This window comes from Algoriphagus winogradskyi (genome assembly GCF_900182815.1).
Lineage (GTDB): Bacteria > Bacteroidota > Bacteroidia > Cytophagales > Cyclobacteriaceae > Algoriphagus > Algoriphagus winogradskyi.
Genome location: NZ_FXUA01000010.1, coordinates 114,217 through 138,558, shown reverse-complemented (window position 1 = coordinate 138,558; position 24,342 = coordinate 114,217). Strand labels below are relative to the sequence as shown.

The following is a 24,342-nucleotide window of genomic DNA, read 5'->3' as shown; positions in this document are numbered from 1 at the left end:
GTCCTAAAATTCAAGCAGCATGTCTGCCTGGGTTTGCAGCAAGTCCATGTACAACCTGTTGGTGAGCAGGTTATCTGACATATTTTGCTCTATTTTAGCCAGTTTCGGCTTCAGAGCAAGGACATGCATTCCCAGATAATGGAAGATGTCGGTAAGGTGGCTCATTGCGATGCCACCGCCGCCTATTCCAGATGAAATACCCACCAAAGCACACTTTTTATTCCTAAATGTATTAGGATAGGTCATCCCGTCGATAAAGGTTTTTAGGATTCCCGGGAAAGAACCGTTGTATTCAGGAACGATGAACACAAACTTTTTCCCACCCACTAACTGATCGTGGAATTCATTATACAAGTCATGCTTCCCGTTGTTTTCATACAATGCATTCTCAATAAAATCTCCTGGTAAGTTTTCCAGTTCAAGAATTTCCGATTGCTCTCCTCTTTCTTTTAAAATAGCTTGATAAAGCTCAGCGATGGTTTTTGAAACAGAATTCTTGCGGTTGGTTCCTACGATTATCTTGATCATTGCATGTTTTTTATGAAAGCAATACACTCTTGCCCCTGCAAAAGTTCGAAGCTGAGCCGTAATTTCTATATTTAGGGCTGGCAAAATATACCATATGAACTACCTAAATCAAATATCCGAAGCAGCATCTTTTATCCAATCACAGTATTCTCAGGAAGTATCTATTGCGATAATTCTTGGGACAGGACTTGGACATTTGGGTGATCAAATTAACGTGGAAAAAGAAATCGACTATGCAGATATCCCTAATTTCCCGCTGTCTACAGTGGAAAGTCATTCTGGGAAATTGATTTTTGGAGAGCTTTCCGGTAGAAAAGTTATGGCTATGAGAGGGCGATTTCATTATTACGAAGGCTATTCCATGCAGGAGGTTACTTTTCCAGTGAGGGTGATGAAAAAGCTAGGGATAAAAACACTTTTAGTCTCAAATGCCAGTGGAGGCCTTAATCCAGAGCAGGAAGTAGGGGATGTAATGCTGATTCGAGATCACATTGATTTGTTTCCGGAGAGCCCACTTCGTGGAAAGCATTATGATGAATTCGGCCCAAGATTTCCGGATATGAGTGATGCCTATTCACAGAATTTGACTGCTATTGCATTGGGTTTTGCCAAAGCAAATAAATTTCGGGTTCACACGGGTGTGTATGTCGGAGTGCAAGGTCCAAACTTGGAAACTCCTGCAGAATACAAATACCTCAGAGGATTGGGCGCAGATGCGGTGGGAATGAGTACGGTGCCCGAGGTGATCGTAGCTCGACAGGCTGGAATTGAAGTTTTTGGAATTTCTGCGATTACAGATCTAGGAGTAGAGGGAAAAATCAAGAAAATCACACTCGCCGAAGTACTTGCTGCTGCTTCGATTGCAGAGCCCGTGATGGCGGAGATCATCAAGGAAGTGGTGAGGCAGATGGATTGAGGTATCCGTTGTCCTGCTTCTCTAGAAGCTGAACTGTATGGTTGTCAAAGTGCTATTTCGCTCTTTCAGAACTACGGGAAATAGCTGATTTTCAACATGACTCAGCCTTATCAGGATGGGCTAGGTTATTTAGGGCTTTGAGCCCTTTTTTCCTTAGCTAAATAATATGTCCACTGTGCTTTTCTAGGTGGACCAAGGTTAATTTTTCATTTAAAAAAATGTGCCTCTGGGTCTTGTCGGGAGGACTCACAGCAATAAAACCTTCGAGGTTCAAAAAAAAACCTCAAAGGTTTACCACTCTAAGGCCGTGCTGCCTCGAGGGTTAACTACCAGCTAGTCGGCTTATAATCCTTCAAGAACTTCCCGTTCCAATGCTTTCCTGTATTTATTCCATCAAATAATGGGTCCATCACTCGGGCGGCTCCGTCAACTATGTCAAGTGGAGGCTGGAAGTCATGTAAATCTTGCTTTCGCTTCGCCAATTCAGCCGGATCCTCATCTGTCACCCAACCAGTGTCTACGGCGTTGGTGTAGATCCCAAATTTCGGTAGCTCAGCGGCAGAAGTTAGTGTCATCATATTCAAGGCAGCCTTTGCCATATTGGTGTGAGGATGTCGGGCTTCCTTGTGGAATTGGTGGAATTTCCCTTCCATCGCCGATACATTGATGATATGTTTTTTACCCGTATTATCCTTCTTCATGATATTTACCAGGCGATTGCATAGCACAAACGGAGCAACAGAATTTACGAGCTGAACTTCTAGCATTTCGTTCGTGTGGATTTCTCCCAACTTCAATCTCCAGCTGTTTGTCTTTCGCAAGTCTACCTGCTGCAAATCAGCATCGAGTTTTCCAATTGGGAAAATCTCCTCCGAACTCAAGGAATCATCGATGCTATACGGGATTTGCGTGAGCTGGGCAGAGGAAGTTAAGCCAATTCCTAGTTGTTTTCCATGCCAGGAAACTGGAAGGTTTTTGTTTTCTCCATCAGCAAATTCCTGACTGAGCATACGAATCTCCTGCAAGCAGGCATGATGATCGGAAAGTAACTTTTGCGAAGCTGTAGAGAGATCTGTCCAAGCCAAAGACTCGTTCTCCATCAAATGCTGGTAAAAGCCTGATGGTCGGCGCACGGTCTGAGCGGCATTGTTGATCAGCACATCCAAGCGATCATATTTTTGCTCGATGTAATTACAAAAAATCTCCACACTAGGAATATGTCTCAAATCCAAGCCATGAATGTGAAGCCTGTCTCCCCATTCCTTAAAATCAGGTTCTTTGGCAAAACGTAAAGCTGAGTCCACCGGAAATCGAGTTGTGGCAATGACAGTTGCTCCCGCTCTCAGCATCATCAGCGTAATGTGGTAGCCGATTTTCAATCGAGATCCTGTCACTAATGCAACTTGGCCTTTCAGATCTGCCGTTTGAAAACGCTTTGCATAATTGAAATCCCCGCAACTTGGGCACATGGCATCATAGAAATGATGCAATCTGTCAAAGGATTCTTTGCAGACATAGCATTCCCGAGGTGATTCAAGAATAATAGCTTCTTCTGCTTCCTTACCAGTCAAATTCAACATGGTTGGTGCTATAAAAATCGAAGCTTCCCTCGCAGAACGGATACCAGTGGTCTTTCTGGCAGATTTATCTTTGTCCGCAATTTTCTTTCGTTGAATCTTCTTTGCTCCTTTTTTTCGGTCAGCAAGTTCCTCTTTGTTTGGTCTGGAAAATCGTCCTGCAGCCATTAAGAGCGCAAGTCTAGTTTCCGCTGGAATATCAAAAATCTGGTCCGTATCTGCATTCAACCCTTCCAGCACTGCAATGGCTTGTGTGATTTGTTCTGGTGTGATTTTCACTGAGGTTACAGATGCTGGTTCTTTTTCCATGATAGTTAAATACAAGGGCGCAAAAGTAAAGATTTTAAATATGGAAATTGGTGTGGAAAAGGGAGTGGGGTATTTAATGAAATGGAGATGTCCCACTTTCATTTTTGATTTTGTTTTGAAGTCGGACCCTGAATCTAGATGATCGCGCCTCTGTTGCCTCCGCAAGTGAGTTTCATTGAAGGTTGCTAAAAAAGCCCATGTACTTACCAAAGGGTAACATAGGTTAATCCTTTGCCGCTCCGCTGCGAGAGAAAACAGCTATTTCAAGAAAACTCCTGACCTCACTAAGGGTAAATCCCCAAACCCTTGTCATAGAATCAAACTAAACCAATTAGTATGAATTCGTTTACAAAGATTCTTTGGGTATTATTTTTCATGGGAATAAATCCCCTTCAAGCTCAGCAGCTCACTCAAACTATTCGTGGCACGGTGATCGACCAAATCACAAAAGCTCCAATGCCCGGCGCAACGGTGATGATTATGGGTTCGGATCCAGTGATCGGTACTACCACGGATGTGGCTGGTGAATTCAAAATTACTGCTCTACCGCTAGGGAGCTATTCGCTCAAGGTGAGTTTTATGGGGTTTAAAGAAATTATCTTTCCTAATGTCCAACTCAATTCCGGGAAGGAAGTCGTCCTGACAATTCCTTTGGAAGAAGATATCACCCAAATCGATGAATTTGTTATTACCGCAACTGATAAAGACCGAACCATCAATGATATGATTCAGGTAAGTGGACGGACATTTTCTGTGGAAGAGGCCAGGAAGTTTGCTGCTGCGGTAAATGACCCAGGGCGAATGGCTTTATCTTTTTCGGGCGTTACAAGTACGGATGATGGCAATAATAATATTTCTATCCGTGGAAATAGTCCCAACGGATTGCTTTGGAGAATGGAGGGCATAGAAATTCCAAATCCCAATCACTTTGTCAACCCAGGCACTTCGGGTGGAGGGGTATCTATTTTGAGTTCTCAGCTTTTAGCTAATTCAGATTTCCTGACTGGAGCTTTTCCAGCGGAATATGGGAATGCGCTTTCAGGTGTGTTTGATCTGAGCTTGCGCAAAGGGAATAATGAAAATCAGGAATTCACACTACAGGCAGGGTTTCTGGGCTTAGATGTGGCAGCAGAAGGTCCAATAGCCAAAAACTACAAAGGTTCTTATCTGATTAATTATAGATATTCTACGCTTTCTCTGCTTTCAAAGATAGGGCTTCCGCTGGGCGACTTTGTTACCAATTTCCAGGATTTATCTTTCAATGTTTATTTGCCAACTGGACCAAAAAGTACCATCACATTGTTTGGTTTCGGAGGGCTAAGTGATCAGGATGGTGATGCCTTGACTGATTCACTGGAATGGCAATCTGAAGGTGATCGCTATGGTAGTACTTTCTTTTCGAACACAGGAGCAATAGGAATCAAGCATTCCTTTATCTTGAATGAGGCAAATTTCTTACAAACCACGGTTCTCGCTTCAGGAAATGCACTGGGTACAACAGAGCATAGACTGGATGATAATCTGCAGTTTCAGGATCGTTTTTATGAAAACTACAGCAATTCAAAAATCACTTTGAGCTCTGTTTTGAACACCAAATTTTCTGCAAAAGCGAATTTGAGAAGCGGGTTTTATGTGAACCAGCTGTACTACAATCTACGGGAAGATAATTATGAGGAAGAAACACAGAGTTTAGAAACCAATATCAATTCAAAAGGAAATACCCAGAGTGTTCAGGCTTTTTCCCAATTGAATTATCGCGCCAATGAGCGATTGACCATTAATTTAGGTCTTCATTATTTGCAGCTTTTGCTTAATAATTCTAATTCGATTGAGCCAAGACTTAGTGCTTCTTATGCCTTGGACGAAAAGCAGCGATTGAGCTTTGGGTATGGATTGCATTCGCAGGTACAACCACTTGGGACGTACTTTGCAGAGCAAGAGGTAAATGGTCAGATTAACCTTCCAAACAAGGATCTAGGACTGAGCAAATCACATCATTTTGTGCTGGGCTATGATCGCTCCTTGACACCATACTTGCGAATGAAAGTGGAAACTTATTACCAGCATCTTTTCAATATTCCTATCAAAAGCGGAGCTGATGAGACCTATTCCATCATCAATCAGCAATGGACTTTTGCCACAGATCCGCTGGTAAATGAGGGTTTTGGAAGAAACTATGGCCTGGAGCTGACCCTCGAGCAGTTTACCCATAAGGATTTGTATTTTCTTCTTTCTACTTCTGTCTACAGCTCAAAGTATAAAACGAATGAGGATGTCTGGAGAAACACCGCCTACAATGGCAATTTCAATGTGACGTTCACTGCGGGTAAGGAATTTAAACTTAAAAAGGAGCGGGTGCTTGGACTGAATGTCCGCGCGATTTATTCCGGTGGACTGCGCACCACGCCACTCAATTTGGAAGAATCCATTGAAAAAGGCGAGGGGGTTTATGATGATAATTTGGCCTATTCCTCTCAAAACCCATCCTATTTCCGAACAGACTTGAGACTAAGCCTTAAGAAAAACAAAGCTAAGTCCACCCGGACTTGGGCGCTGGATATTCAAAATGCTACTAATCGCCAGAATGTCTATGGTAGCTATTTCGAGCCGATGAGCAACGAGATCGAAATCTCGTATCAAGCTCCGCTGATTCCTATTCTTAGTTATAGAGTAGAATTTTAAATGTTGAAACTGAAGTTTGCAAAAGCTTCGGGTTTTCCGTCAATGCTTACTATTCCTGGGAGCACAGTTAAAAAAAAAATAGCAGTTTTAATTCGCCTAGTTATAAAATTGGTTTAGGATTTGAGAAGGTGTTTTTCCCAACTTAAAAAAAAACACCTATCCTCAATGAAGCTACGTTACTCTTTGTTTATAGCCAGTTTTATACTTCTTAGCCTTACTGCGTGCAGCTCTGATGAAGATCCTCTATTTCAAGATAAGTACACATCTGAAGATTTAATCCAATTGCATGGAGTTGACCAGAAAAATTGGAGAATTGAAGCTTATTATGATAACTACAATCAGAAAGTACTTAGTGCAAAAAACGCATGCTTTGTTGATGATATTTATGTGTTTCAGAAAGGGACGAAAACAGTACAGGTTGTTCCGGGAGAAATCAGCTGTAGTGAAGTGGAGCCTGAGAATGAGATTACTACCGCTTCCTATGAATTTTACGAACAGGAAGGACTCATCTTTATTTCGATCAGCAAAGCTTCTTTAGTTAATGGAGTTATTAAAAACAACTTTTTCAGTTTGCAACTGGTAGAATTGTCAAACTCAAAAATGATTTTTGCTAGCGGTGAAAAAGGAAACTATGAAGTGGCGATAGTTTTTTCAGCCAGCTAATTTATCTGATCATCAAGGTTAGAATAGGGAAATCCAGATTATTCTGTTCTATCTGTATAATTATTTGCATTTTTGACCATAGTAATCATCAACTACTTTTAGGTGAAAAAACAATTACTTTTTATAATACTGCTGTTATGCTGCACCCTAGTGTTGGCACAAAGTTCGCAAAATGGCAAAGTAGAAAAGCAAGACACTACTGTGCAGAAAAAGGTTGATTTCAATGTCATGCCTTACCTCAGTTACAATAGAAACTTGAAGTTTATGATTGGGGCAATTCCCATGGCGATGTATCGATTGAATCAGGCTGATACTATTTCTCCCAAATCACTTTCTGGATTAGCAGCAGTTTATACCACCAATGGATCTTATTTTATCTCGATTTTTAACCGTTGGTATTTGGCTGAGGATACCTGGAGAATAAAAATGTTTGCAGTCACTGGGGATCATAATTCCCAGTTTTACATGGATGATTTGGACGCTCCCGGATTTTATGATTACGGGACCAATACTACGCTTGTGAGCGTTGGAGCTCAGCGAAAGATTGCCCAAAAACTTTTCGTAGGTGTGACATACACCTATGCCAACTACCATACCACGTATGAGGATGGTGTGCAGCCCGAATCGACTACCCAAACGAATGGGCTAGAGCTCAATCTTATGCTTGATACCCGAGATGCTGTCTACTATCCTATGACCGGTGTGAATAGCAAATTGCGGTTTATCGCTTATCCGGAGTGGTTTGGGAATGATGTATCGGCCAATAAAATTCTGACCGAGTACAATCGCTATTTCCCGATGAAAAACGGTAAAGATGTGCTTGCCGCGAGATTTTCAGGCACTTTTGGCTTGGGTGATATTGCCTTCGAGCAGCAGGTAACATTGGGGGGAAAAGATATTAGAGGCTATTCTGAAGGGAAATATAGAGCTGATGGGCAAATGGCGATTCAAGGAGAATACCGCTATAATTTTGGCGAGAAAATGGGCGTAGTTGGGTTCGCTGGACTTGCCACGATTTACGGCTCCGATACGGAGTCTTTCAACTGGAAAATGTACCCAGGACTTGGAGTAGGCTATCGCTATAGAGCTTTCAAAACTGTAAAATTCAACATCGGTCTTGATGCAGCTGTAGGCAAAGATGACTGGGGAATTTATTTCAGAATCGGAGAGGCTTTTTAAGTCAGTTGGCAGGCATTAAGTTTTGGTTATTTACCATCAGCTAGCATCGCTTCTCCTTTGATTAGATTCTTCTTGAAGAGCTCAAAATCACGATGTCTTGGTTCAGCTCCCAGTTCCACAGCTTTTTTAAAGAGAGGTACAGCTTCTTCCACTCTTCCTAAAGCCACAAGGCCTTCCCCCATTGAGTCATAGACATTCGGAGAATCAGGATGGTTTTCAAGATTTTGCTGGAAAAGTGATAAAGCCTGCTTGTATTTGTCGAAGCGCATTAGGCTATATCCTAACATGTTGATATTTTCTTCGGTGAGTAATGAACCAGGCATATAGGAGAAAAGATCGGAAATAAATGTATCAAACTCTTCTGGGCTGAGCTTATGCGCTGCATTCATGATTTTTTTATTTGGATCAGCATAGAGCACTTGGCGGACGGATTGAGCGATTTGTGTAGGTTCTTGAAGAAGAAGTGAATTCATAGATCCTGAAGAGAGAAGCACAGAATATTCAGGGTGGAGAGTTGTGTATTCGTCTAGAAATTTCTTTTTGGACTCAATCAATAAATTGAAAAATTCACCAGAATTCTCTGAAAGCGAACCCATCATTGGGAATGCGTTAAACCTGCTTCCTAGAATCACTAATGAGCTGACCTCTGGAACAGCCTGCGAAGACCAGATTAGCTTATTTTCCTCCAGTATCGTCAAAAACAATTCAGCTTCTTGCGTATTTCCTTTAGAGCGGTTTGTCATGCTCAGGTTTTGAAAATCCATGTATTCTGATACTAACTGCTCACCATCCAAGCCATTCTCGCTTAGGTATGCGCTGAGTTGAGTGGTGTTTTCAATATCTAGGATAGGATCTACATAGATCATTCCTTCTACCTCACTTGGATGGTTTTCGGCAAATTCCCGTATAAGAAGATTTCCCCAGGTGTTCCCTGCCAGAATATAGGGCGGCTGGATTTTCGTTTCTGCCAAAAGTGCTTCGAGAGCTTTGACACGTGTTTCTAGGGTAGGATTTTCTTTAGATGCTGTAGACTTTCCAAGTCCAAGTCGATCGTAAGAAAGAACAGGTGAAAAATCAGCGATTTGATCAAAAACCCTATTCCATATCTCAAGACTTTCGCCACTTCCTGCTTCCAGAATTACGATGGGTTGATGTGCTTTTCGCTGCTCCAAGCCCGAGGTTTTAATCCGTATTTCTTTTCCATCTATGGGGATTATTTCGGTTTTTGATTGGGCAAAAACCTGAGTGGAAAGTAAGAAAACAGGTAGAAACCCGAGTAAATATGCCTTCTTCATTGGATGAGAAATTAGTTAGAACTAAAAGTTAATTAAAAAATACGAATTGGGGGGCTCTGACTGGCAGTTCTTTACAAAAATTAACTGAGGATATTTTTAGAAAGAAATTTTCAATCCCCTCGAGAAGTTTGCACTTCATTATTTTTTATACCCCATCCAATCCACTTCTAGCTCAAAGGGGAATTGAGGCTTCTCTAAAGAATTTGGATGGCCCGCGACAGACCAGTCCTGCGTGTGCCAAAAGTTCATTCTATACTTGGAAGCATGTTGGGGAATTCCAAGTTGCGAACCTTGATAGTCCCAGAGCACAACAGTATCCGCAGTCTCAGGATGGAGCATCCACCAGCGCATTTTATCACTTTCCCAATCAAATCCATAAGTATAGAACTTAGCCGAAGCATCGTAATCTTCAATGGCTTGAATACGTTCGGGACTGTTTTGTAAACCGGTTAGCGGTGTTGGAGTTCCATCATAGTTTACCTTTGAGATCGTCTCGATGATTTTGCCCTCAGCCAGATTGATGATTCTTCCTATGCGCTGAAGCTTACCATGCTCACCGGTCCAAGTCCCAACGTAGATAATTCTCGGATCAGCAATCAGCCATTCAAAGTCAATCTCACTCAGACCTAAATCTTTGTCCTCATGATAGGTGAAATACCCAACTACAGCTCCCACATTAGGTTGCTTATCACGCACATCAGGTACTTTTAAGCGTGCGGAGTATGTTCCAAAATGTGTAAAATTCTTCGATATGATCTCAGGGCCTTTTCCTGGTCCGGCTTTTTCATCTGGGTTTAGTTTTAAAGAAAGAATCGTGGTTTCTGGTTCCGAGGGAGATGAGACTCCCATTTTATATTTGAAATCGGCAGGTGTTCCTGTGGAACCGTAGCGGAAATTTTTTGACTTTGAGGAAGAAAAGTTCTCAACGAAAGATTTTTGCTTTTTATGGGGATCGACTGGAAATAGGCTGAGTGCAACAAGAAACAGGAATATAAGCAGATGCTTCATACGTTGAAGTTAAGGTTGACACAGGTGATTTCCTAAGTCTAGGAATTAGGTGTAGAAGGTGCGAGATTGCTCAAGTAGGTCAGATTTGAGGTTCCCATATCTTACTTCTTAATTCAAATGTCTTGAAACTCTAAAACTCAACATCTACAATCCTTCATCATATTTTTGATTCCTTTACGGGTAGAAATTCGAACTGCTTTAAAAAGTGAAGCGGAATTTAAATCGATTGTTTCTCCATCACCTATAGGAATTGGAAATCCTCCCAGGATGGTTTCAATGGAATTTTCAGAAATAATATTTCCTGTTGCAGTTTCCTTCATTGCAATCCGTAGATTACTTTTTACCTGCGTATCAGTATCCCAATAGCTTGGAGAATTAAAGTCGGAGGGATAGATTTTTTCCCAATTGCCTGTCCAAGCTAATTCGCCCAAACTTATCCCGATGAGATAGGATATTCCCAGCTCTAGATGAAGTTGAGCAAGTTGATCAGGGTCATTAATATCTTTGATGCCTGCATTTAGCAGTTCATATTCCATATTATCATAGATGTCCACCTTGGTAAAACCCTCCTCTTGAAAAATTCTGACAATCATTTCTTCCAGATACCTATGATCGCCAGGAGTAAGCTGACTGAAGCCTTCCTGCCAATTGAGTGGTAAAAGCAAAATTCCATCTTCTTGTGCTAGGCAAATATGACAGCTAATTCGCGGATAAATTTTGGTAGAAGAGCAGGCAGAAAAAACTATAAGGGTAAATAGCAGCAGGCAAATGTTTTTCATCATGCACTTAGTCAATACTTTAAACCTCACTTAGGGTACGATAGGCTGCCCATTTGCTTACCAATCCAATGATTGAAATGAAATGAATAAGCATTGCTGAGCCTAGAATTAAATCAGTATTTGGTTTACCGTTAATTTTAAAATATGCTCCGAAAAGCATCATACTAACACTAATAAGCAACAGCCGAAACATGAGTTTCTGACGTTTGGTGAGGTTGTTTAGGCGAAGGGAAAGTTTGTAGATGAAATTGGTCATGCGGGTAATTTAGTTGAATACTTGAATTAAATGAGGGGCCACCTGAAAAAATGTAGTCTTCATTCCTGCCAAGTTACTTGGTACCTTGAACTTAGTACACAAAACTATTTCCTCGGATGAAAATCTGTCAACACCTGCCTCAGATAATCACGGTCCAAGTGCGTATAAATTTCCGTCGTCGTGATACTTTCATGACCGAGCATCTCCTGTACGGCACGGAGGTCAGCACCGCCTTCTATCAGATGTGTGGCAAAGGAATGTCGGAACGTATGAGGAGAAATATTCTTTTCAATTCCAGCCATTTCAGCTGTCTTTTTGATAATTAGGAAAATCATCACTCGAGAAAGTTTCTTACCCCGCCGGTTAAGGAAGACAAATTCCTCATGTCCTTTGGCGATGATCTGATGCACCCGAACTTCATTTTTATAGATATTCAGATATTTCAAAGCATCTTTTCCGATGGGAACCAAGCGCTCTTTGTTACCTTTTCCCGTCACTCTAAGAAATCCAACATCTTCGAAAACCTGTCCTTTTTTCAGTTCTGTCAATTCAGAAACCCGAAGTCCTGAGCTATAAAGCATCTCAAGCATTGCGCGATTGCGATGGCCCTCCGGTTCACCAAGAGGAATTGCTTCTAAAAGCTGTACAATCTCCTGATAACTCAACGTGTCCGGTAGTTTTCGGCCAAGTTTCGGAGCTTCTAAAAGTTGAGCTGGATCTTTAGTGATTCTATCTTCATACATTAGGTATTTGTAGAAAGCTTTGATCCCCGAAATAATTCTAGCGTGTGTATAATCTGATATTTCCAGTTTGGCTAGGTCATTTACAAACTTCCTTAAGTGCTCCAATTCCAACTCTAATGGGCTTTTTTCAGGGAAAGTCACCTCAGAATATGCCGCCAATTTCTCTACATCTCGGGTATAAGCTTCAATGGAATTTTCGCTTAAAGACCGCTCCAGCTTGAGGTAGTGACGGAATTGCTTGATGTGATTTTGCCAGATTTTTTGCATGCAGGTTGGAAGGTTGTAAGGTGATAAAGTTAGAAGGTTTCGTACTTTCCAACCTTACAACTTTACTACTTTACCACTTTATAACCTGAAAATCCTTTTAACTTTGGCTCATCAACTATCAAACCGAATTTTGTTTTGAAAATAATGATTATTAACGGCCCAAATCTTAACCTCCTGGGTAAAAGAGAGCCGGAAGTCTATGGAAGCACTTCTTTCGAAGAATATTTTGAGGGTTTGAAAAAAGCTTTTCAGGATGTTGAACTGCATTATTATCAAAGTAATGTGGAAGGTGAATTGATCAATAAGATCCACGAAGTTGGGTTTTCCTTTGATGCAATCTTGCTGAATGCAGGAGGCTATACGCATACTTCGGTAGCTATTTCAGATGCCATCGCTGGAGTAACCACGCCAACGCTGGAAATCCACATTTCGAATATTTATAAGCGGGAGGAATTCCGCCACAAAAGCATTATTTCCAAATCCTGTGTCGGTATGATCTCAGGTCTTGGCCTGAAAGGATACGCCCTAGGAATTCTCTATTTTCAATAACCTATTTACCTATGCTTACATTTGCTCCCGGGCCATCTAAAGTTTATGATGCCCTTCCTACTTATCTGCAAGATGCCTACACTGAAGGAATTCTGAGTGCCAATCACCGTAGTAGCGCTTTCATGAACTTGTATCAGGCAACTGAACAATTGATGCGCGAAAAGCTGCACATGCCGGATGATTACAAGTTGCTATTTACCTCCAGCGCTACCGAAAACTGGGAGATAATCACCCAATCCATTGTGCAGCAGGCGAGTTTTCATATTTACTCAGGATCTTTCGGGAAAAAGTGGGTTGGCTTTGCGAAGCATATCAATCCAGCTACAGACGGTTTGAAAATCGAAGCCAATCAAGCTGTGGATGTCGCAAACTTAGAGATCTCGGAGGACTTTGATGTGATCGCGCTTACGCAAAATGAAACTGCCAATGCGACGCAGGTCCCTATGTCAGTAATTGCAGGGATAAAGGAGAAATATCCTGAAAAAATGATCGCTGTGGATACTACTTCTTCCATTGCGGGAATCGAGTTTGATTTCAGTTTGGCGGATATTTGGTATGGTTCAGTGCAAAAGTGTTTTGGACTTCCAGCAGGTTTGGGGATTTTGATCCTTTCTCCAAAAGCCATAGAAAAGTGCGAAAGCAAAGGAGAAAAAGGGCTATACAATTCTTTGAGTTTTATCCTAGAAAATGCAGCTGGCTATCAGACTCACTACACACCAAATGTGTTGGGGATCTACTTGCTCAACCGAGTTTTGAAAGACCTGGAAGAAATCCAGCACATCGATGCAAATCTTCGCGAGCGCATGCAGAAGTTGGAGAATGCCGTGGCTCAATCCAAGTCTCTAAGAATGCTTGTGGACAATGCAGAGACTAGAAGTACTACGGTATTAGCGGTAACTGGTCCTGAGGAATTGATTTCAGCAGTGAAAAAGGATGCAGAAAAAGAAGGAATGCAGCTGGGTTCTGGCTATGGTCCGCATAAGCCAACCAGTTTCCGAATCGCTAATTTCCCTGCGATCACCAATGCTGAGATGGATAAGTTGATTGGGTTTTTGGGGAAATATTAAAGAAATTCAGAAAGCTGAAGTCAGAAATTTGAAAGTAAAATCTATGGTTCAAGTTTAAAAACTTGGACCATTTTTATTTTTACCGCCGAGACGCAAAGTTCGCGAAGAATATCACAAAGAATTTTTCTTCACATTATTTTAACCTAAAAACCTTCGAGGTCTTGTAGACCTCAAAGGTTAAATTCCCTACTTTCGCGGCATGTTTGATTTGAAGGAAATTTTATCGGTGTCTTTGATCCTTTTCTCGGTGATTGATATCCTAGGCTCCATTCCGATTATCGTCAACTTGAGGCAGAAAGTTGGCCATATTCAATCCGAAAAAGCAACGCTTGCTGCAGGGGTTTTGATGATTTTGTTCTTGCTTGCAGGAAAGTCTATTTTGGGACTTTTCGGAATTGGGGTGGAGGATTTTGCGATAGCTGGCGCACTGATCATTTTTGCGATTGGTGCTGAGATGATCTTGGGGATTGAGTTGTTCAAGTCTGATCCTGACGCCAAAGACAGTGCTTCCATCGTACCTATCGCTTTTCCTCTAATTGCTGGAGCAGGTACCTTGACTACTATTTTGACTCTCAAAGCTGAGTTTGCTCAGATAAATATTGGGATAGGAATTCTTCTAAATCTGATCTTGGTTTATATCGTTTTGAAAAGTACAGGCTGGCTGGAGCGGAAAATCGGTAAGACCGGTTTGGATGTCCTGAGAAGGATTTTTGGTATTATTTTGCTTTCTATCGCTGTGAAGATTTTCAAGACGAATGCCTTCCCAATCGGCGTGGATTCTGGGATTTAATCTTTTTCTCTCCTTCATTTTGACTTTCTTTGCGACATGATTACCATTTACACTGATGGCGCTGCCAAAGGCAATCCCGGTCCGGGAGGCTATGGCGCCGTTTTGAAATTCGGAAAACACCGCAAAGAGCTATCTGAAGGCTTTCGATTGACGACCAATAACCGCATGGAGTTGCTGGCTGTTATCCGTGCCTTACAGGCTATCAACACCACTGAATTTCCTGTTCAGATTTATTCAGACAGCAAATATGTAGTGGATGCAATAGAAAAGGGTTGGCTTTGGGGATGGCAGAAAAAAGGCTTCAAGGACAAGAAAAACCCGGATCTTTGGTTACGCTACATTCCGCTTCACCTGAAATACAAACCGAAATTCATCTGGGTAAAAGGTCATGCAGGCAACATCGAGAATGAGCGCTGTGATGTGCTAGCGGTACAGGCCGCAGAAGGATTTGATCTGAAAGCAGATACTGGATACGAAGAAAGCCAGAGGTAAAATCTAAAATCTAAATTCAGAAGTCTGAAAATGTAACACAGACTTCAGATTTCAGATTTTATAATTTCTCCATTGAGATTAAGGGAATATCAGCTCTATTCATTTCTGAAAGAGGTTTGTATGCTGACTCAGGATATTGCCAGCCATTTTCTCCTAATTCATAAAGCAAAGGAGCGAGGTTTTGAACAGCAGCTTTACAGCCTTGGACGATTGCTCCCATATTCCCAGTTTGCTTGGATAGAACGGCTTCATTTTCAATTTCAAAAGGGCCAGAGAACTGACGTTCCTTTAGAATATTTACAAAAGCTCTCCAATCCATAGAATCGCCTAATCCAAAGCCTGGTAGGGTAGCTTCGTAGTGGTGTCTATCCCAAGGATTCGTGCTGGAAGGAATGCCAGCTTTTTCTGCCCATTCTGCTCGAACTTCCTGCATGGGATACATATTCCCCCAGAATGGATCCGGGTTATTTCGGGTGGATTTCACATGAATTCTTTTCAGGCGATTCATGTCAGTGTTTTTGATCACTTCTACAGGATCGGTATGCTGCCAAACGTCGTGAGAAGGATCGTAGATTTCCCCATGATTGGACTCGGGGATTAAATCATACATGATTTTCCTCGCTGCCAAAAGTCCCGTCAGGTTATTGAATGTGCCGAAATGCCCTGAACTTCTCCAGCCTTCCATGGGGCAGTTTTCATAGAGAACTGTTACGCCTAGGCTATTAGCATAGCGGATTATTGGACCAAAAATTCGCTGATATTCCAACAGATTTTTCTCAAACCCACCTTCTTGATTTCCGAGTTCGTGATTGTAACCGACGAATGTTCCCACTTTCACGTCGTTCTCATCCCCGCCAAGCAGGTAAGCCATTCGAATCAATCTCAATAGATGGTTTTGATTCTTAACTCGCTCCGCAGGATCTCCACCGATTAGATTATCAAAAGCGCCAATAGAAAGGCGAAGTTTCGCTCCATTGAATCTTTCAATCAGTTTATTGGCTTCTTCAGGTCCAAAATTCTCATAATCTAAGTGAGTAGCGACGAAATCATCACGTGTTCCATCTTTTCTGAAAACGCATAAGTCAAGGCCTTGTACGCCTATTTCTGTTGCTTTTTCTATCGTCTGATCTAAGTTGAGTTGATCAAAAGCAGAAGTCATTATCCAGATAGGATTTGCCATTTTGGGAGTGTTTTGAGAGGCTTAAAAAAAGGAAATAACCGAAGCTTTGGAAAAGAGCAGGGTTATTTCCTTAAGGTAAGTAATGATTTGATAAGTAGTAGTTTAATGAACAAATGTCACCACCAATTTTTGAGTAATTCCTGAAAGTGAAACATTTTGGGAAACCACAAGCTCATTTGCTGATACGCTTTCTACTATCATATTCCCTTCGGCGCCAGGTACTTCAATGATCTCAGTATCGACAAGTAGAATTTTAGTGGATTCGTTATAATCCCATATAAAATTCACTGTTTGCGGCTCCGTTTGACTGCACTTGGTAGGACCTGCATCTAATACGCCAAGTTTGACGGCGGTTTCATAATTAAAAGTTACCTCGTTGTCTTGCAGGCAGGGGTCTATTTGAGAGATTACATTAAAGCTACCTACTTTGGCAGTGCTCAGTTTCCAGGAAATTCCAGAGCCAATAAGCTCAGCATCGGATTTTGAGGGATTGGGATCATCATCACTGCAAGATATTAGAGTTGCCAAAATGGCTAATGGTAGTAGAAAATTGAATTTGACTAGTGACTTCATAAGGAAAAATTAATAGAAAGAGAAAGTCTAAAAGTAAGAAAAAATACCTTTTATAAGCCTAATCCGTGATTAATAGGCTTATTCGTTCGATGAATATTGTTTTCTTATCACCACTTTTTGCTGTTGTCTCATCCAAAGTGCTTTTGCTAAATCTGTCGCCACTTCATCTGGTTCTGATTCATGAAGAATTCTTTTGAGCTTTTCCTCTCCCAAATCAACTCTGTAACAAATCTGAATTAAACGCTCAAATTCCCGGTCGAGCATGTAGGAAATCACCTTAGATAGTATGCTAATGGCTTTTTCCTCATCTAATGCCTCAGCTTTCTCTGGAAAGTCAAAATCTTTGCGAAGCAATAAAAAGGTTTCTTGGGATAAGGATTCGCTCATGATAGTGCCAAAAAAGCCCCGAGGTGAATCGGGGCTGTAATATTATTCTTTAGATTTTTGGTTAGCCTTAGCCTTAGGTTTTTCCTCTTTAGCTTTTCCCTCCACTTCAGGAGCTTTTTCAACCGTTTCCTCTGCTTTTACCAAAACTTCCGGTGCTTGTGTTCGGAGTAATTTGTACCAAGTGATCAATTTCTTGATATCAGAAGTATATACTCTCGCTTCGTCAACCTCTGGAAGGACATGCTTCATAAATGCTCTTAGCTCAGCATCATCAGGATTTGCATCCAAACCAAGATCGCCTTGGAATTCAGCTTCTATCTTCTGCATCACAGATTCTAGCGGCTCAGCGCCCTCTTCTGTCAAGGTATAAATAGAAATATCGCTTAGAATAGACACACGCTGGGACATGCCGGCAACGAGTTTAGTTTTCTTCGCATCCATGCTTTCCAGGATCACTCCTGTGCGTGAAGGCTTCAAAACTTTGAACAAACCGGGTTTACCGGCTACGGTGGCAAGATCTTTAAAATTCATTTGGTTTATTTTTTCGAGGCTGCAAATATAGGATTATCAATTAAATGATTCACCTAGCTTCATATTCTGTTACTAGTTCTTCCATAAACTTTGTCAGTTCAACTTTGCCGGTGCTAGCTTCTGCACTGGTGACAAAGTAGTCTGGATTCTCACCGAACATCTCTCTGGTTTTCTTCAAAAACTTCTGGATGTTTTGATCAGTTTTTGACTTGGACTGCTTGTCTGCTTTAGTGAAAACCAGGGCAGTTGGCACTTCCTGTGTGCCGCACCAAAGCAAAAACTCCAAATCAATCTGCTGAGGTTCAAGGCGGCTATCTATTAGGACAAAAACGCCACAAAGATTTTCTCTTTTTGTAAGGTAGGTAGTAATCATACTTTCCCATCCCTGCTTCACTTTCAGGTTCACTTTGGCGAAGCCATAGCCTGGAAGATCGACAAGGTACCACTTATCATTGATCATGAAGTGGTTGATGAGCTGGGTTTTACCTGGTTTTTGTGAGGTTTTTGCCAGTCCTTTTTGGTTGACGAGCATATTGATCAGTGAGCTTTTGCCCACATTGGATCTTCCGATAAAAGCAATCTCCGCTCGGTCAGGCTTTGGACAATTACCGGGATTCGAATTACTGATTACAAAGGTGGCTTTCTGGATCATCTGCAAGTATTTGAGTGCAAAAGTACGACAATATCCGAAAAGGGCAGGATGAAAGCGAAGTGGAACAATTTTCCTTTCCTCGTGTTTCTTGCCTATTATTGTCCTTTCAAAGATAGAATTCAGATGGCCGTAGTACCTTATAAAGACAAGCAAGATTCCAAAAAAGATCAGGTAGCTGAGATGTTCAATAACATTTCTGGCAAATATGATTTGCTCAATCACGTGCTCAGCATGGGAATTGATATCACTTGGAGAAAAAAAGCAATTAAATATCTGAAAGATGATCAGCCCAAGTTAATCTTGGATATTGCTACTGGGACTGGAGATTTTGCGATTGAAGCACTCTCTTTGAACCCTGATAAGATCATTGGAGTGGATATTTCCGAAGGTATGCTTGAGGAAGGACGCAAAAAAATGAAGAAAAAAGGGCTAGAGGATAAGATTGAGCTTCAGCTCGGCGATTCCGAAGGGTTACTTTTTGAAGATAATAAGTTTGATGCAGTCATCGTTTCTTTTGGAGTTAGGAACTTTGAGAATCTGGAGAAAGGTCTTGCAGACATGTATCGTGTCCTGAAGCCTGGCGGCAAAGTGGTGATATTGGAATTTAGCAAACCAACAAAAGCGCCAATGAAGCAGGCTTACGCATTTTATTCCAAAGCTATCCTTCCTCAGATTGGCAAGATTGTATCCAAAGACAATTCTGCTTATACTTATCTTCCTGAGTCAGTACAGGCCTTTCCGGACGGGATGGATTTTCTGAGAATTATGAATAATGTCGGATTCACAAGTAACCTATGCAAACCACTCACATTTGGTATAAGCTCAATCTACGTAGGTACAAAATAGTCTTACTGGGTTTAGTGTTTTTCTTGGCGGCGATTCCAACGTTTGGGCAAGGTATGTTTGGCTTGACTTCGGCTTCTGCCTCAGACAACCGGCCACTTTCTTACGGATTCTTTTTGGCAGCTCATAATAGCACGCTTCAAATCAAGTATACAGATGAATTTATGAATGCCTCTTCTACCGATCCTATGTCTGGCGTTAGAAGTATTCAAACTAAATTTTCCCCAGGGTTCTCCCTTGGATTTATAGGGATTTTAAGATTTCATGATCAGGTTTCATTGATGTTTACCCCGAAAGTTGGCTTCTATGAATACAAAACTGCAGTGACCTATTTCAATGACCAGATCGATACTGAATTAATCGGAGGAGATGTGGTAATTAGTGAAGAAAATCTTGGGGAAGTCATAGAATATAGCTCAGAAGCGACAATGGTAGAACTGCCACTTTTGTTTAAATACAGATCGGTTAGATGGAATAATACGAGGATGTATTGGGTAGGTGGAGCGAGCTATCAGTTTCGTACCAAAGGTCAGGATGAAGCCAATGTAGACGATATCGTGATGACTGGCCAGGACTTTTCTATAGAAGCAGGGATGGGGTTTGAGATCTATTTCAAATACTTCAAATTCGCGCCCGAGATTCGCTTTTCACATGGTCTGATGAATGCTTACCAGGCTGAAAATACGCGTCCCGAACTTCGAAACGCAATTGAATCTATCAAAAGAAAGTCAATTACACTTTATTTGAATTTTCAATAAGAGATATTGAAAAATAGGAATATTCAAAAATTGTAAGATTTGGTAATGGCTAGTTTGAGGTGAACCATTTGAAATTGGATATTGATCATTGAGAGTTGTCCATTGATTATTTTTTATCTTGCCTTCATGAAAAACAAAATTGCCTTAGTCACTGGAGCAACTTCTGGAATCGGCAAATCTACTGCCATCACCCTTGCAAAAATTGGTTATGATATCATCGCCACAGGCAGACGTGGAAATCGTCTGGAGGAATTGAAGTCAGATTTGCCAGAAGGAATTGATTTTTTGCCTTTAGTTTTCGATGTACGTGATAGAGAAAAGGTCTTGGAAATACTCACGAATCTGCCCGAAAAATGGAAAGCCATCGATGTCCTGATCAATAACGCAGGGAATGCTCATGGAATCGATCCAGTACAAACTGCCAACCTCGACGATTGGGATGCGATGATGGATATCAATGTGAAAGGACTTTTGTACGTTTCCAGAGCTATTATTCCAGGTATGACATCACGGAAATCAGGAATGATCATCAATATAGGGTCTATCGCTGGAAAGGAAGTTTATCCCAATGGCAGCGTCTATTGCGGCAGCAAACATGCTGTCGATGCGATCACCAAAGGGATGCGAATAGATTTGAATTCCTTCGGGATACGTGTAGTTGCGATTCACCCTGGTTTGGTGGAAACTGAATTCTCCTTGGTGAGATTTAAAGGAAATGAAGACAAGGCAGACGCTGTCTATCAGGGAATAGAGCCACTGGTAGCTCAGGACATTGCAGATATAGTAGAATTTGCGGTAACTAGACCTCCGCATGTTACCATTGCTGATGTAGTAGTGCTCCCAACGGCTCAGGCTTCTGCTACCATTGTCAATAGAAAATAGAAATTTTGAGAAAAATTCACATACCTGTTTTACTGCTAATGCTAAGTTGTGGCACTTCCCAGAAGAGCGATCAGGAGATATTTTCCGAACAGCAACGGGAAGTATTAGATCCCATAAAGGAAGTAGATCTTGTAGAGGAAATGCCAGAGTTAGAAAAAACTCTTCGTGCACAAGGATTGGTTGAGTTGGAGGGATTTATTCCAGAGATTAAAGTAGAACTGAAATATTCCACGACCGACAATTTCTTCAAACAGGATGTCTATGGAGATTTAACCAAGGCCTTTCTTCAACCAGAAGTCGCTGAGCAATTGAAAAAAGCTCAGGAAATGCTCAAAGCTGAATATCCAGACTATACCTTGCTTGTATATGATGGCGTGCGTCCATCTTCGGTGCAGCAGATCCTGTGGGACAATCTGGATAAACCTGACAGCCTGAAGCCTTTGTATGTAGCCGATCCCAAAAAAGGTAGTTTACACAACTTTGGAGTTGCAGTGGATTTGACGATTTTCGACACGAAAGCAGACTCAACCTTGGATATGGGCACTGGCTATGATTACTTTGGCTATCCAGCATATCCTGATCGTGAAGATCAAATGCTAGCGGAAGGAAAAATAACCAAAGAACAAATCGCAAACCGGGAAATTCTCCGTAAAGTGATGACTTCAAACGGTTTTACAGGAGTCGGCTCTGAATGGTGGCATTTCAATGCTTTCTCTAGAAAAGAAGCTGGAGAAAAGTTTGAAATTATCAAGTGACAATGCCCAAATTTCAATGCTTAATTATCAAGTATCAATATTCAACAAAGCTATAACTTAACCCTATGACCTTAAAAAACACACTTTTAACCCTTACGCTGATTTTCAGTATTGCACTAGTATCTCATGCTCAGCAATTCAGAGCCTTAGTTTTTAGTAAGACTGCAGGATTCCGCCACCAGTCTATACCTGAAGCTGTAGCGGCTATTAAACAACTTGGGAAAACTCAAGGTTTCGCTGTTTATACTACAGAAGATGCAGGTGCTTTCAATGATGATAACCTTGCGAAATACGATGTCGTAATTTTTGCATCGACTACTGGTACGATCTTTAATGACGAACAAAAAGCAGCTTTCCAGAAGTTTGTTCAAAGTGGAAAGGGCGTGGTAGGAATTCACTCTGCAACTGATACAGAATATGAGTGGCCTTGGTACAATAAGATGATAGGAGCATATTTCCTTACGCACCCAGCGCAACAGACACTACGATTAGAAGTGGTAGATCAGAACCACCCCGCGACTTGGCATTTACCAAAAAACTGGATGTGGTTTGACGAGCTATATGAATTTAGAGATATCAATCCTGATATCAAGGTCTTGATAAAAGCAGACGAAAGCACCTATAAGGTAGGAAAGGGTAACGGAGATAATCACCCTATGTCTTGGTATCATGAGTTTGATGGTGGGAGAGTGTTCTATACAGCTCTAGGGCATGTGGAATCTGCATGGGTAGAACCTGATTTCTTAAAGCATGTTTCTGGCGGCATATGGTATGCAGCCACTGGTCATCCGTTCAAATAGGTTGCACTAACGCGCCTACCGGTATTCTCTTTGAAGAAATTATGCGGTAAATTCTAAAGCCTGAAAATTTAAAGAGCAGGAAAAACTGTTTTTCTGGAACTTAATGCCAGCAAATCGGTTTGCTAAATAAAAATAAAGATCACCATGCTACAAGCACAAGCAAGACCTGTACACCTCTACATGGAGGCCAATCCAAACCCGAATTCCCTGAAATTTGTAGCCAACTTTATGTTGGTAGACGAGGGAGTAAGTTTTGATTTTCCTGATGCTGAAAGTGCCAAAATCAGTCCTTTAGCCCAAGAGCTTTTTAATTTTGCCGCAGTAGAGCGTGTTTTTATCGCTTCTAATTTTGTGACTGTCACTAAGTCTGAGTCAGTTGAATGGGCAGAGATCCAAGGAATCGTTCGTGATCATATCAAGCAATACCTAGAAGCAGGCAAAGCGCCAGTTCCAGTTGCTTTTGAAAAAGATCCGTTGTTCGATGAAAATGATTCTGAAGTGGTGAAAAAAATCAAAGGAATTCTGGATGAGTACATCCGTCCGGCAGTAGAGCAAGATGGTGGTGCGATTGTTTTCCATTCTTTCCATGAAGGTGTGGTGAAAGTGCAGTTGCAAGGCTCATGCTCAGGATGTCCTTCAAGTACAGTGACCTTGAAAGCAGGAATTCAAAACCTTCTTACCAGAATGCTTCCAGAAGTGAAGGAAGTGGTAGCAGAAGGAGTTTAAGTTGGTTATTTATGGGAAAAAGAGATTGGTCCTGGGCGATTCTTGGAGTTATTGCTTTGGGGATTCGCTATTTGGCAGCTCAAAACCCTGAAGCAACTGACGATATTTACTCGAGAATATTCTTTCCGGGAATCCGGAATGTTATTGATTTGACGCTGGGAAGACTGCCTTTTCCCAGCGTTTATTTGTTTATAGTGTCCGTGATGCTGATTTTTGGCATTTACCTTTATAAGCTTCACAAAAAAATCGGTTGGAAAAACAGAGTTCTCTATTCCTTGCGTGCATTTGCAAATGGAATTGGCGCATTGATTTTCTTTTTCCTATTTCTCTGGGGTTTCAATTACCAACGTACTCCTATTGTAAAGCAACTCAACCTCAGTCCGCGTGCCATGAATTTGGACGAGTTGAAAAGCGAAGTGCTCATTACCCAGCGTCTAGCTCAGCAATACCGGAATGCGATCACTCGTGATACTACGGCAATTGAGGAGATTCTTGCCTATCCAGATTTGGAAAAGTTAGTGAGGGCAAACATAGCTGACAACCTAGACATGATGGGCTTGAATTTCACTGGTCGTCCACGGACAAAGCTGTTTCCACCACCTGGCTTTATGCGTAAGATGGGAATCTTGGGCATCTATTTTCCTTTTACCGGGGAAAGCTACATCGATCCAACCTTGCATGCCTTAGAGAAGCCTTTTACAGTAGCCCACGAGATGGCACACAGCTATGGAGTTACCGATGAAGGAGAAGCAAACTTTATTGCCTGGGTAATTTGTACCAATTCTGATGACCCACTGCTTGGATATTCAGGCCAGCTCCGATTATTGAATTATCAGATTTCGGATTTCTACCGAATGGCTCCGGAAGAGTATAAAATCTGGGTGAAAACCTTGGATCCTGGAATCCGAAATGATATGATTTCCCTTCGAAAAGCAAGTGAAGCGATCAAAGCCTATTCTTTAGAGTTAAGCAGAAAAACGAATGATGTGTTTCTAAAAACTCAAGGCGTAAAAGCTGGAATCAACAGTTACCAGCAATTACCTAAGTTGGCATTTGCCTGGAGAGAGCGAATGAAGTGAGGTAGCGGTGTACAAAACAAGCTTCGATCTTTTCTATCTTTAGTTTGAGACATGCTTATAAAAACACTATTTTAGG

Annotated in this window: 27 protein-coding genes; 15 read left to right on the top strand and 12 right to left on the bottom strand. The window is 41.5% G+C overall.

The window, feature by feature from the left end; all coding sequences use genetic code 11:
* Positions 1-3 precede the first annotated feature (3 nt).
* Positions 4-528, bottom strand: a complete 525-nt coding sequence (locus QOL76_RS20055; protein ID WP_283414745.1) for an NADPH-dependent FMN reductase — start codon at positions 526-528, stop codon at positions 4-6.
* A gap of 94 nt (positions 529-622) precedes the next feature.
* Here QOL76_RS20055 and QOL76_RS20050 point away from each other — a divergent pair, with 94 nt between their 5' ends.
* Positions 623-1,444: a purine-nucleoside phosphorylase gene (locus QOL76_RS20050; protein ID WP_283414744.1), complete on the top strand. Its 822-nt coding sequence runs from the start codon at positions 623-625 to the stop codon at positions 1,442-1,444.
* A gap of 326 nt (positions 1,445-1,770) precedes the next feature.
* On the opposite strand, the gene QOL76_RS20045 is transcribed toward QOL76_RS20050, so the two are convergent.
* Positions 1,771-3,330, bottom strand: a complete 1,560-nt coding sequence (locus QOL76_RS20045; RefSeq protein ID WP_283414743.1) for an SDR family NAD(P)-dependent oxidoreductase — start codon at positions 3,328-3,330, stop codon at positions 1,771-1,773.
* A gap of 336 nt (positions 3,331-3,666) precedes the next feature.
* On the opposite strand from QOL76_RS20045, the gene QOL76_RS20040 reads away from it, so the two are divergent.
* The 3 genes from QOL76_RS20040 (at position 3,667) to QOL76_RS20030 (ending at position 7,854) form a co-directional block, all read left to right on the top strand.
* Complete coding sequence (locus QOL76_RS20040) at positions 3,667-6,012, top strand: TonB-dependent receptor (protein ID WP_283414742.1); 2,346 nt, start codon at positions 3,667-3,669, stop codon at positions 6,010-6,012.
* Positions 6,013-6,177: 165 nt separating this feature from the next.
* Positions 6,178-6,675 (top strand): hypothetical protein, encoded by a 498-nt coding sequence (locus QOL76_RS20035; protein WP_283414741.1) that lies wholly within the window; start codon positions 6,178-6,180, stop codon positions 6,673-6,675.
* Positions 6,676-6,777: 102 nt separating this feature from the next.
* The gene (locus QOL76_RS20030; protein ID WP_283414740.1) at positions 6,778-7,854 is read left to right on the top strand and encodes a BamA/TamA family outer membrane protein; all 1,077 of its coding nucleotides are present in this window, start codon (positions 6,778-6,780) and stop codon (positions 7,852-7,854) included.
* 26 nt (positions 7,855-7,880) lie between these two features.
* Here QOL76_RS20030 and QOL76_RS20025 read toward each other — a convergent pair whose 3' ends face one another.
* The 5 genes from QOL76_RS20025 to xerD form a co-directional block, all read right to left on the bottom strand.
* Positions 7,881-9,149, bottom strand: a complete 1,269-nt coding sequence (locus QOL76_RS20025; RefSeq protein ID WP_283414739.1) for an alpha/beta fold hydrolase — start codon at positions 9,147-9,149, stop codon at positions 7,881-7,883.
* 138 nt (positions 9,150-9,287) lie between these two features.
* Positions 9,288-10,157 (bottom strand): glycoside hydrolase family 16 protein, encoded by an 870-nt coding sequence (locus tag QOL76_RS20020; protein WP_283414738.1) that lies wholly within the window; start codon positions 10,155-10,157, stop codon positions 9,288-9,290.
* A 137-nt stretch (positions 10,158-10,294) separates the two neighbouring features.
* Positions 10,295-10,939 carry a hypothetical protein gene (locus QOL76_RS20015; protein ID WP_283414737.1) on the bottom strand — a complete coding sequence of 215 codons (645 nt, stop codon included), beginning with the start codon at positions 10,937-10,939 and terminating at the stop codon, positions 10,295-10,297.
* Positions 10,940-10,955: 16 nt separating this feature from the next.
* Positions 10,956-11,192 carry a hypothetical protein gene (locus QOL76_RS20010; protein WP_283414736.1) on the bottom strand — a complete coding sequence of 79 codons (237 nt, stop codon included), beginning with the start codon at positions 11,190-11,192 and terminating at the stop codon, positions 10,956-10,958.
* 104 nt (positions 11,193-11,296) lie between these two features.
* Positions 11,297-12,202, bottom strand: a complete 906-nt coding sequence (gene xerD / locus QOL76_RS20005; protein WP_283414735.1) for a site-specific tyrosine recombinase XerD — start codon at positions 12,200-12,202, stop codon at positions 11,297-11,299.
* Positions 12,203-12,337: 135 nt separating this feature from the next.
* Here xerD and aroQ point away from each other — a divergent pair, with 135 nt between their 5' ends.
* The 4 genes from aroQ (at position 12,338) to rnhA (ending at position 15,100) form a co-directional block, all read left to right on the top strand.
* Complete coding sequence (aroQ, locus tag QOL76_RS20000) at positions 12,338-12,751, top strand: type II 3-dehydroquinate dehydratase (protein ID WP_283414734.1); 414 nt, start codon at positions 12,338-12,340, stop codon at positions 12,749-12,751.
* 11 nt (positions 12,752-12,762) lie between these two features.
* Positions 12,763-13,818, top strand: a complete 1,056-nt coding sequence (locus tag QOL76_RS19995) for an aminotransferase class V-fold PLP-dependent enzyme (RefSeq protein WP_283414733.1) — start codon at positions 12,763-12,765, stop codon at positions 13,816-13,818.
* Positions 13,819-14,017: 199 nt separating this feature from the next.
* Positions 14,018-14,608 carry a MarC family protein gene (locus tag QOL76_RS19990; protein WP_283414732.1) on the top strand — a complete coding sequence of 197 codons (591 nt, stop codon included), beginning with the start codon at positions 14,018-14,020 and terminating at the stop codon, positions 14,606-14,608.
* A 36-nt stretch (positions 14,609-14,644) separates the two neighbouring features.
* Positions 14,645-15,100: a ribonuclease HI gene (gene rnhA / locus QOL76_RS19985; protein ID WP_283414731.1), complete on the top strand. Its 456-nt coding sequence runs from the start codon at positions 14,645-14,647 to the stop codon at positions 15,098-15,100.
* Between the two features lie 58 nt (positions 15,101-15,158).
* Here the strand turns inward: rnhA and QOL76_RS19980 are convergent, their stop codons facing one another.
* From QOL76_RS19980 to yihA, 5 genes are all read right to left on the bottom strand, one after another.
* Entirely contained in the window at positions 15,159-16,280 is a 1,122-nt protein-coding gene (locus tag QOL76_RS19980) for a sugar phosphate isomerase/epimerase family protein (RefSeq protein WP_283414730.1), read from the bottom strand.
* A 102-nt stretch (positions 16,281-16,382) separates the two neighbouring features.
* Entirely contained in the window at positions 16,383-16,853 is a 471-nt protein-coding gene (locus tag QOL76_RS19975) for a hypothetical protein (protein ID WP_283414729.1), read from the bottom strand.
* 78 nt (positions 16,854-16,931) lie between these two features.
* Positions 16,932-17,240, bottom strand: a complete 309-nt coding sequence (locus tag QOL76_RS19970; protein ID WP_283414728.1) for a hypothetical protein — start codon at positions 17,238-17,240, stop codon at positions 16,932-16,934.
* A gap of 42 nt (positions 17,241-17,282) precedes the next feature.
* Positions 17,283-17,771, bottom strand: a complete 489-nt coding sequence (locus QOL76_RS19965) for a DUF5606 family protein (RefSeq protein WP_283414727.1) — start codon at positions 17,769-17,771, stop codon at positions 17,283-17,285.
* Between the two features lie 49 nt (positions 17,772-17,820).
* Positions 17,821-18,423 carry a ribosome biogenesis GTP-binding protein YihA/YsxC gene (gene yihA, locus QOL76_RS19960; RefSeq protein WP_283414726.1) on the bottom strand — a complete coding sequence of 201 codons (603 nt, stop codon included), beginning with the start codon at positions 18,421-18,423 and terminating at the stop codon, positions 17,821-17,823.
* Positions 18,424-18,546: 123 nt separating this feature from the next.
* Between yihA and ubiE the strand changes: the two genes are divergently transcribed.
* The 7 genes from ubiE (at position 18,547) to QOL76_RS19925 (ending at position 24,266) form a co-directional block, all read left to right on the top strand.
* Positions 18,547-19,269, top strand: coding sequence for a bifunctional demethylmenaquinone methyltransferase/2-methoxy-6-polyprenyl-1,4-benzoquinol methylase UbiE (gene ubiE / locus QOL76_RS19955; protein WP_283414771.1), 723 nt, complete (start codon positions 18,547-18,549; stop codon positions 19,267-19,269).
* Complete coding sequence (gene porT / locus QOL76_RS19950) at positions 19,218-20,024, top strand: type IX secretion/gliding motility protein PorT/SprT (RefSeq protein ID WP_283414725.1); 807 nt, start codon at positions 19,218-19,220, stop codon at positions 20,022-20,024. The genes ubiE and porT overlap by 52 nt, the downstream gene beginning before the upstream one ends.
* A 126-nt stretch (positions 20,025-20,150) precedes the next feature.
* Complete coding sequence (locus QOL76_RS19945; protein WP_283414724.1) at positions 20,151-20,906, top strand: SDR family NAD(P)-dependent oxidoreductase; 756 nt, start codon at positions 20,151-20,153, stop codon at positions 20,904-20,906.
* A 5-nt stretch (positions 20,907-20,911) separates the two neighbouring features.
* The gene (locus QOL76_RS19940) at positions 20,912-21,661 is read left to right on the top strand and encodes a M15 family metallopeptidase (protein WP_377919309.1); all 750 of its coding nucleotides are present in this window, start codon (positions 20,912-20,914) and stop codon (positions 21,659-21,661) included.
* 65 nt (positions 21,662-21,726) lie between these two features.
* The gene (locus tag QOL76_RS19935) at positions 21,727-22,461 is read left to right on the top strand and encodes a ThuA domain-containing protein (RefSeq protein ID WP_283414723.1); all 735 of its coding nucleotides are present in this window, start codon (positions 21,727-21,729) and stop codon (positions 22,459-22,461) included.
* A 144-nt stretch (positions 22,462-22,605) separates the two neighbouring features.
* Entirely contained in the window at positions 22,606-23,187 is a 582-nt protein-coding gene (locus QOL76_RS19930) for a NifU family protein (RefSeq protein WP_283414722.1), read from the top strand.
* A gap of 11 nt (positions 23,188-23,198) precedes the next feature.
* Complete coding sequence (locus tag QOL76_RS19925; protein WP_283414721.1) at positions 23,199-24,266, top strand: DUF3810 domain-containing protein; 1,068 nt, start codon at positions 23,199-23,201, stop codon at positions 24,264-24,266.
* Positions 24,267-24,342: the final 76 nt, after the last annotated feature.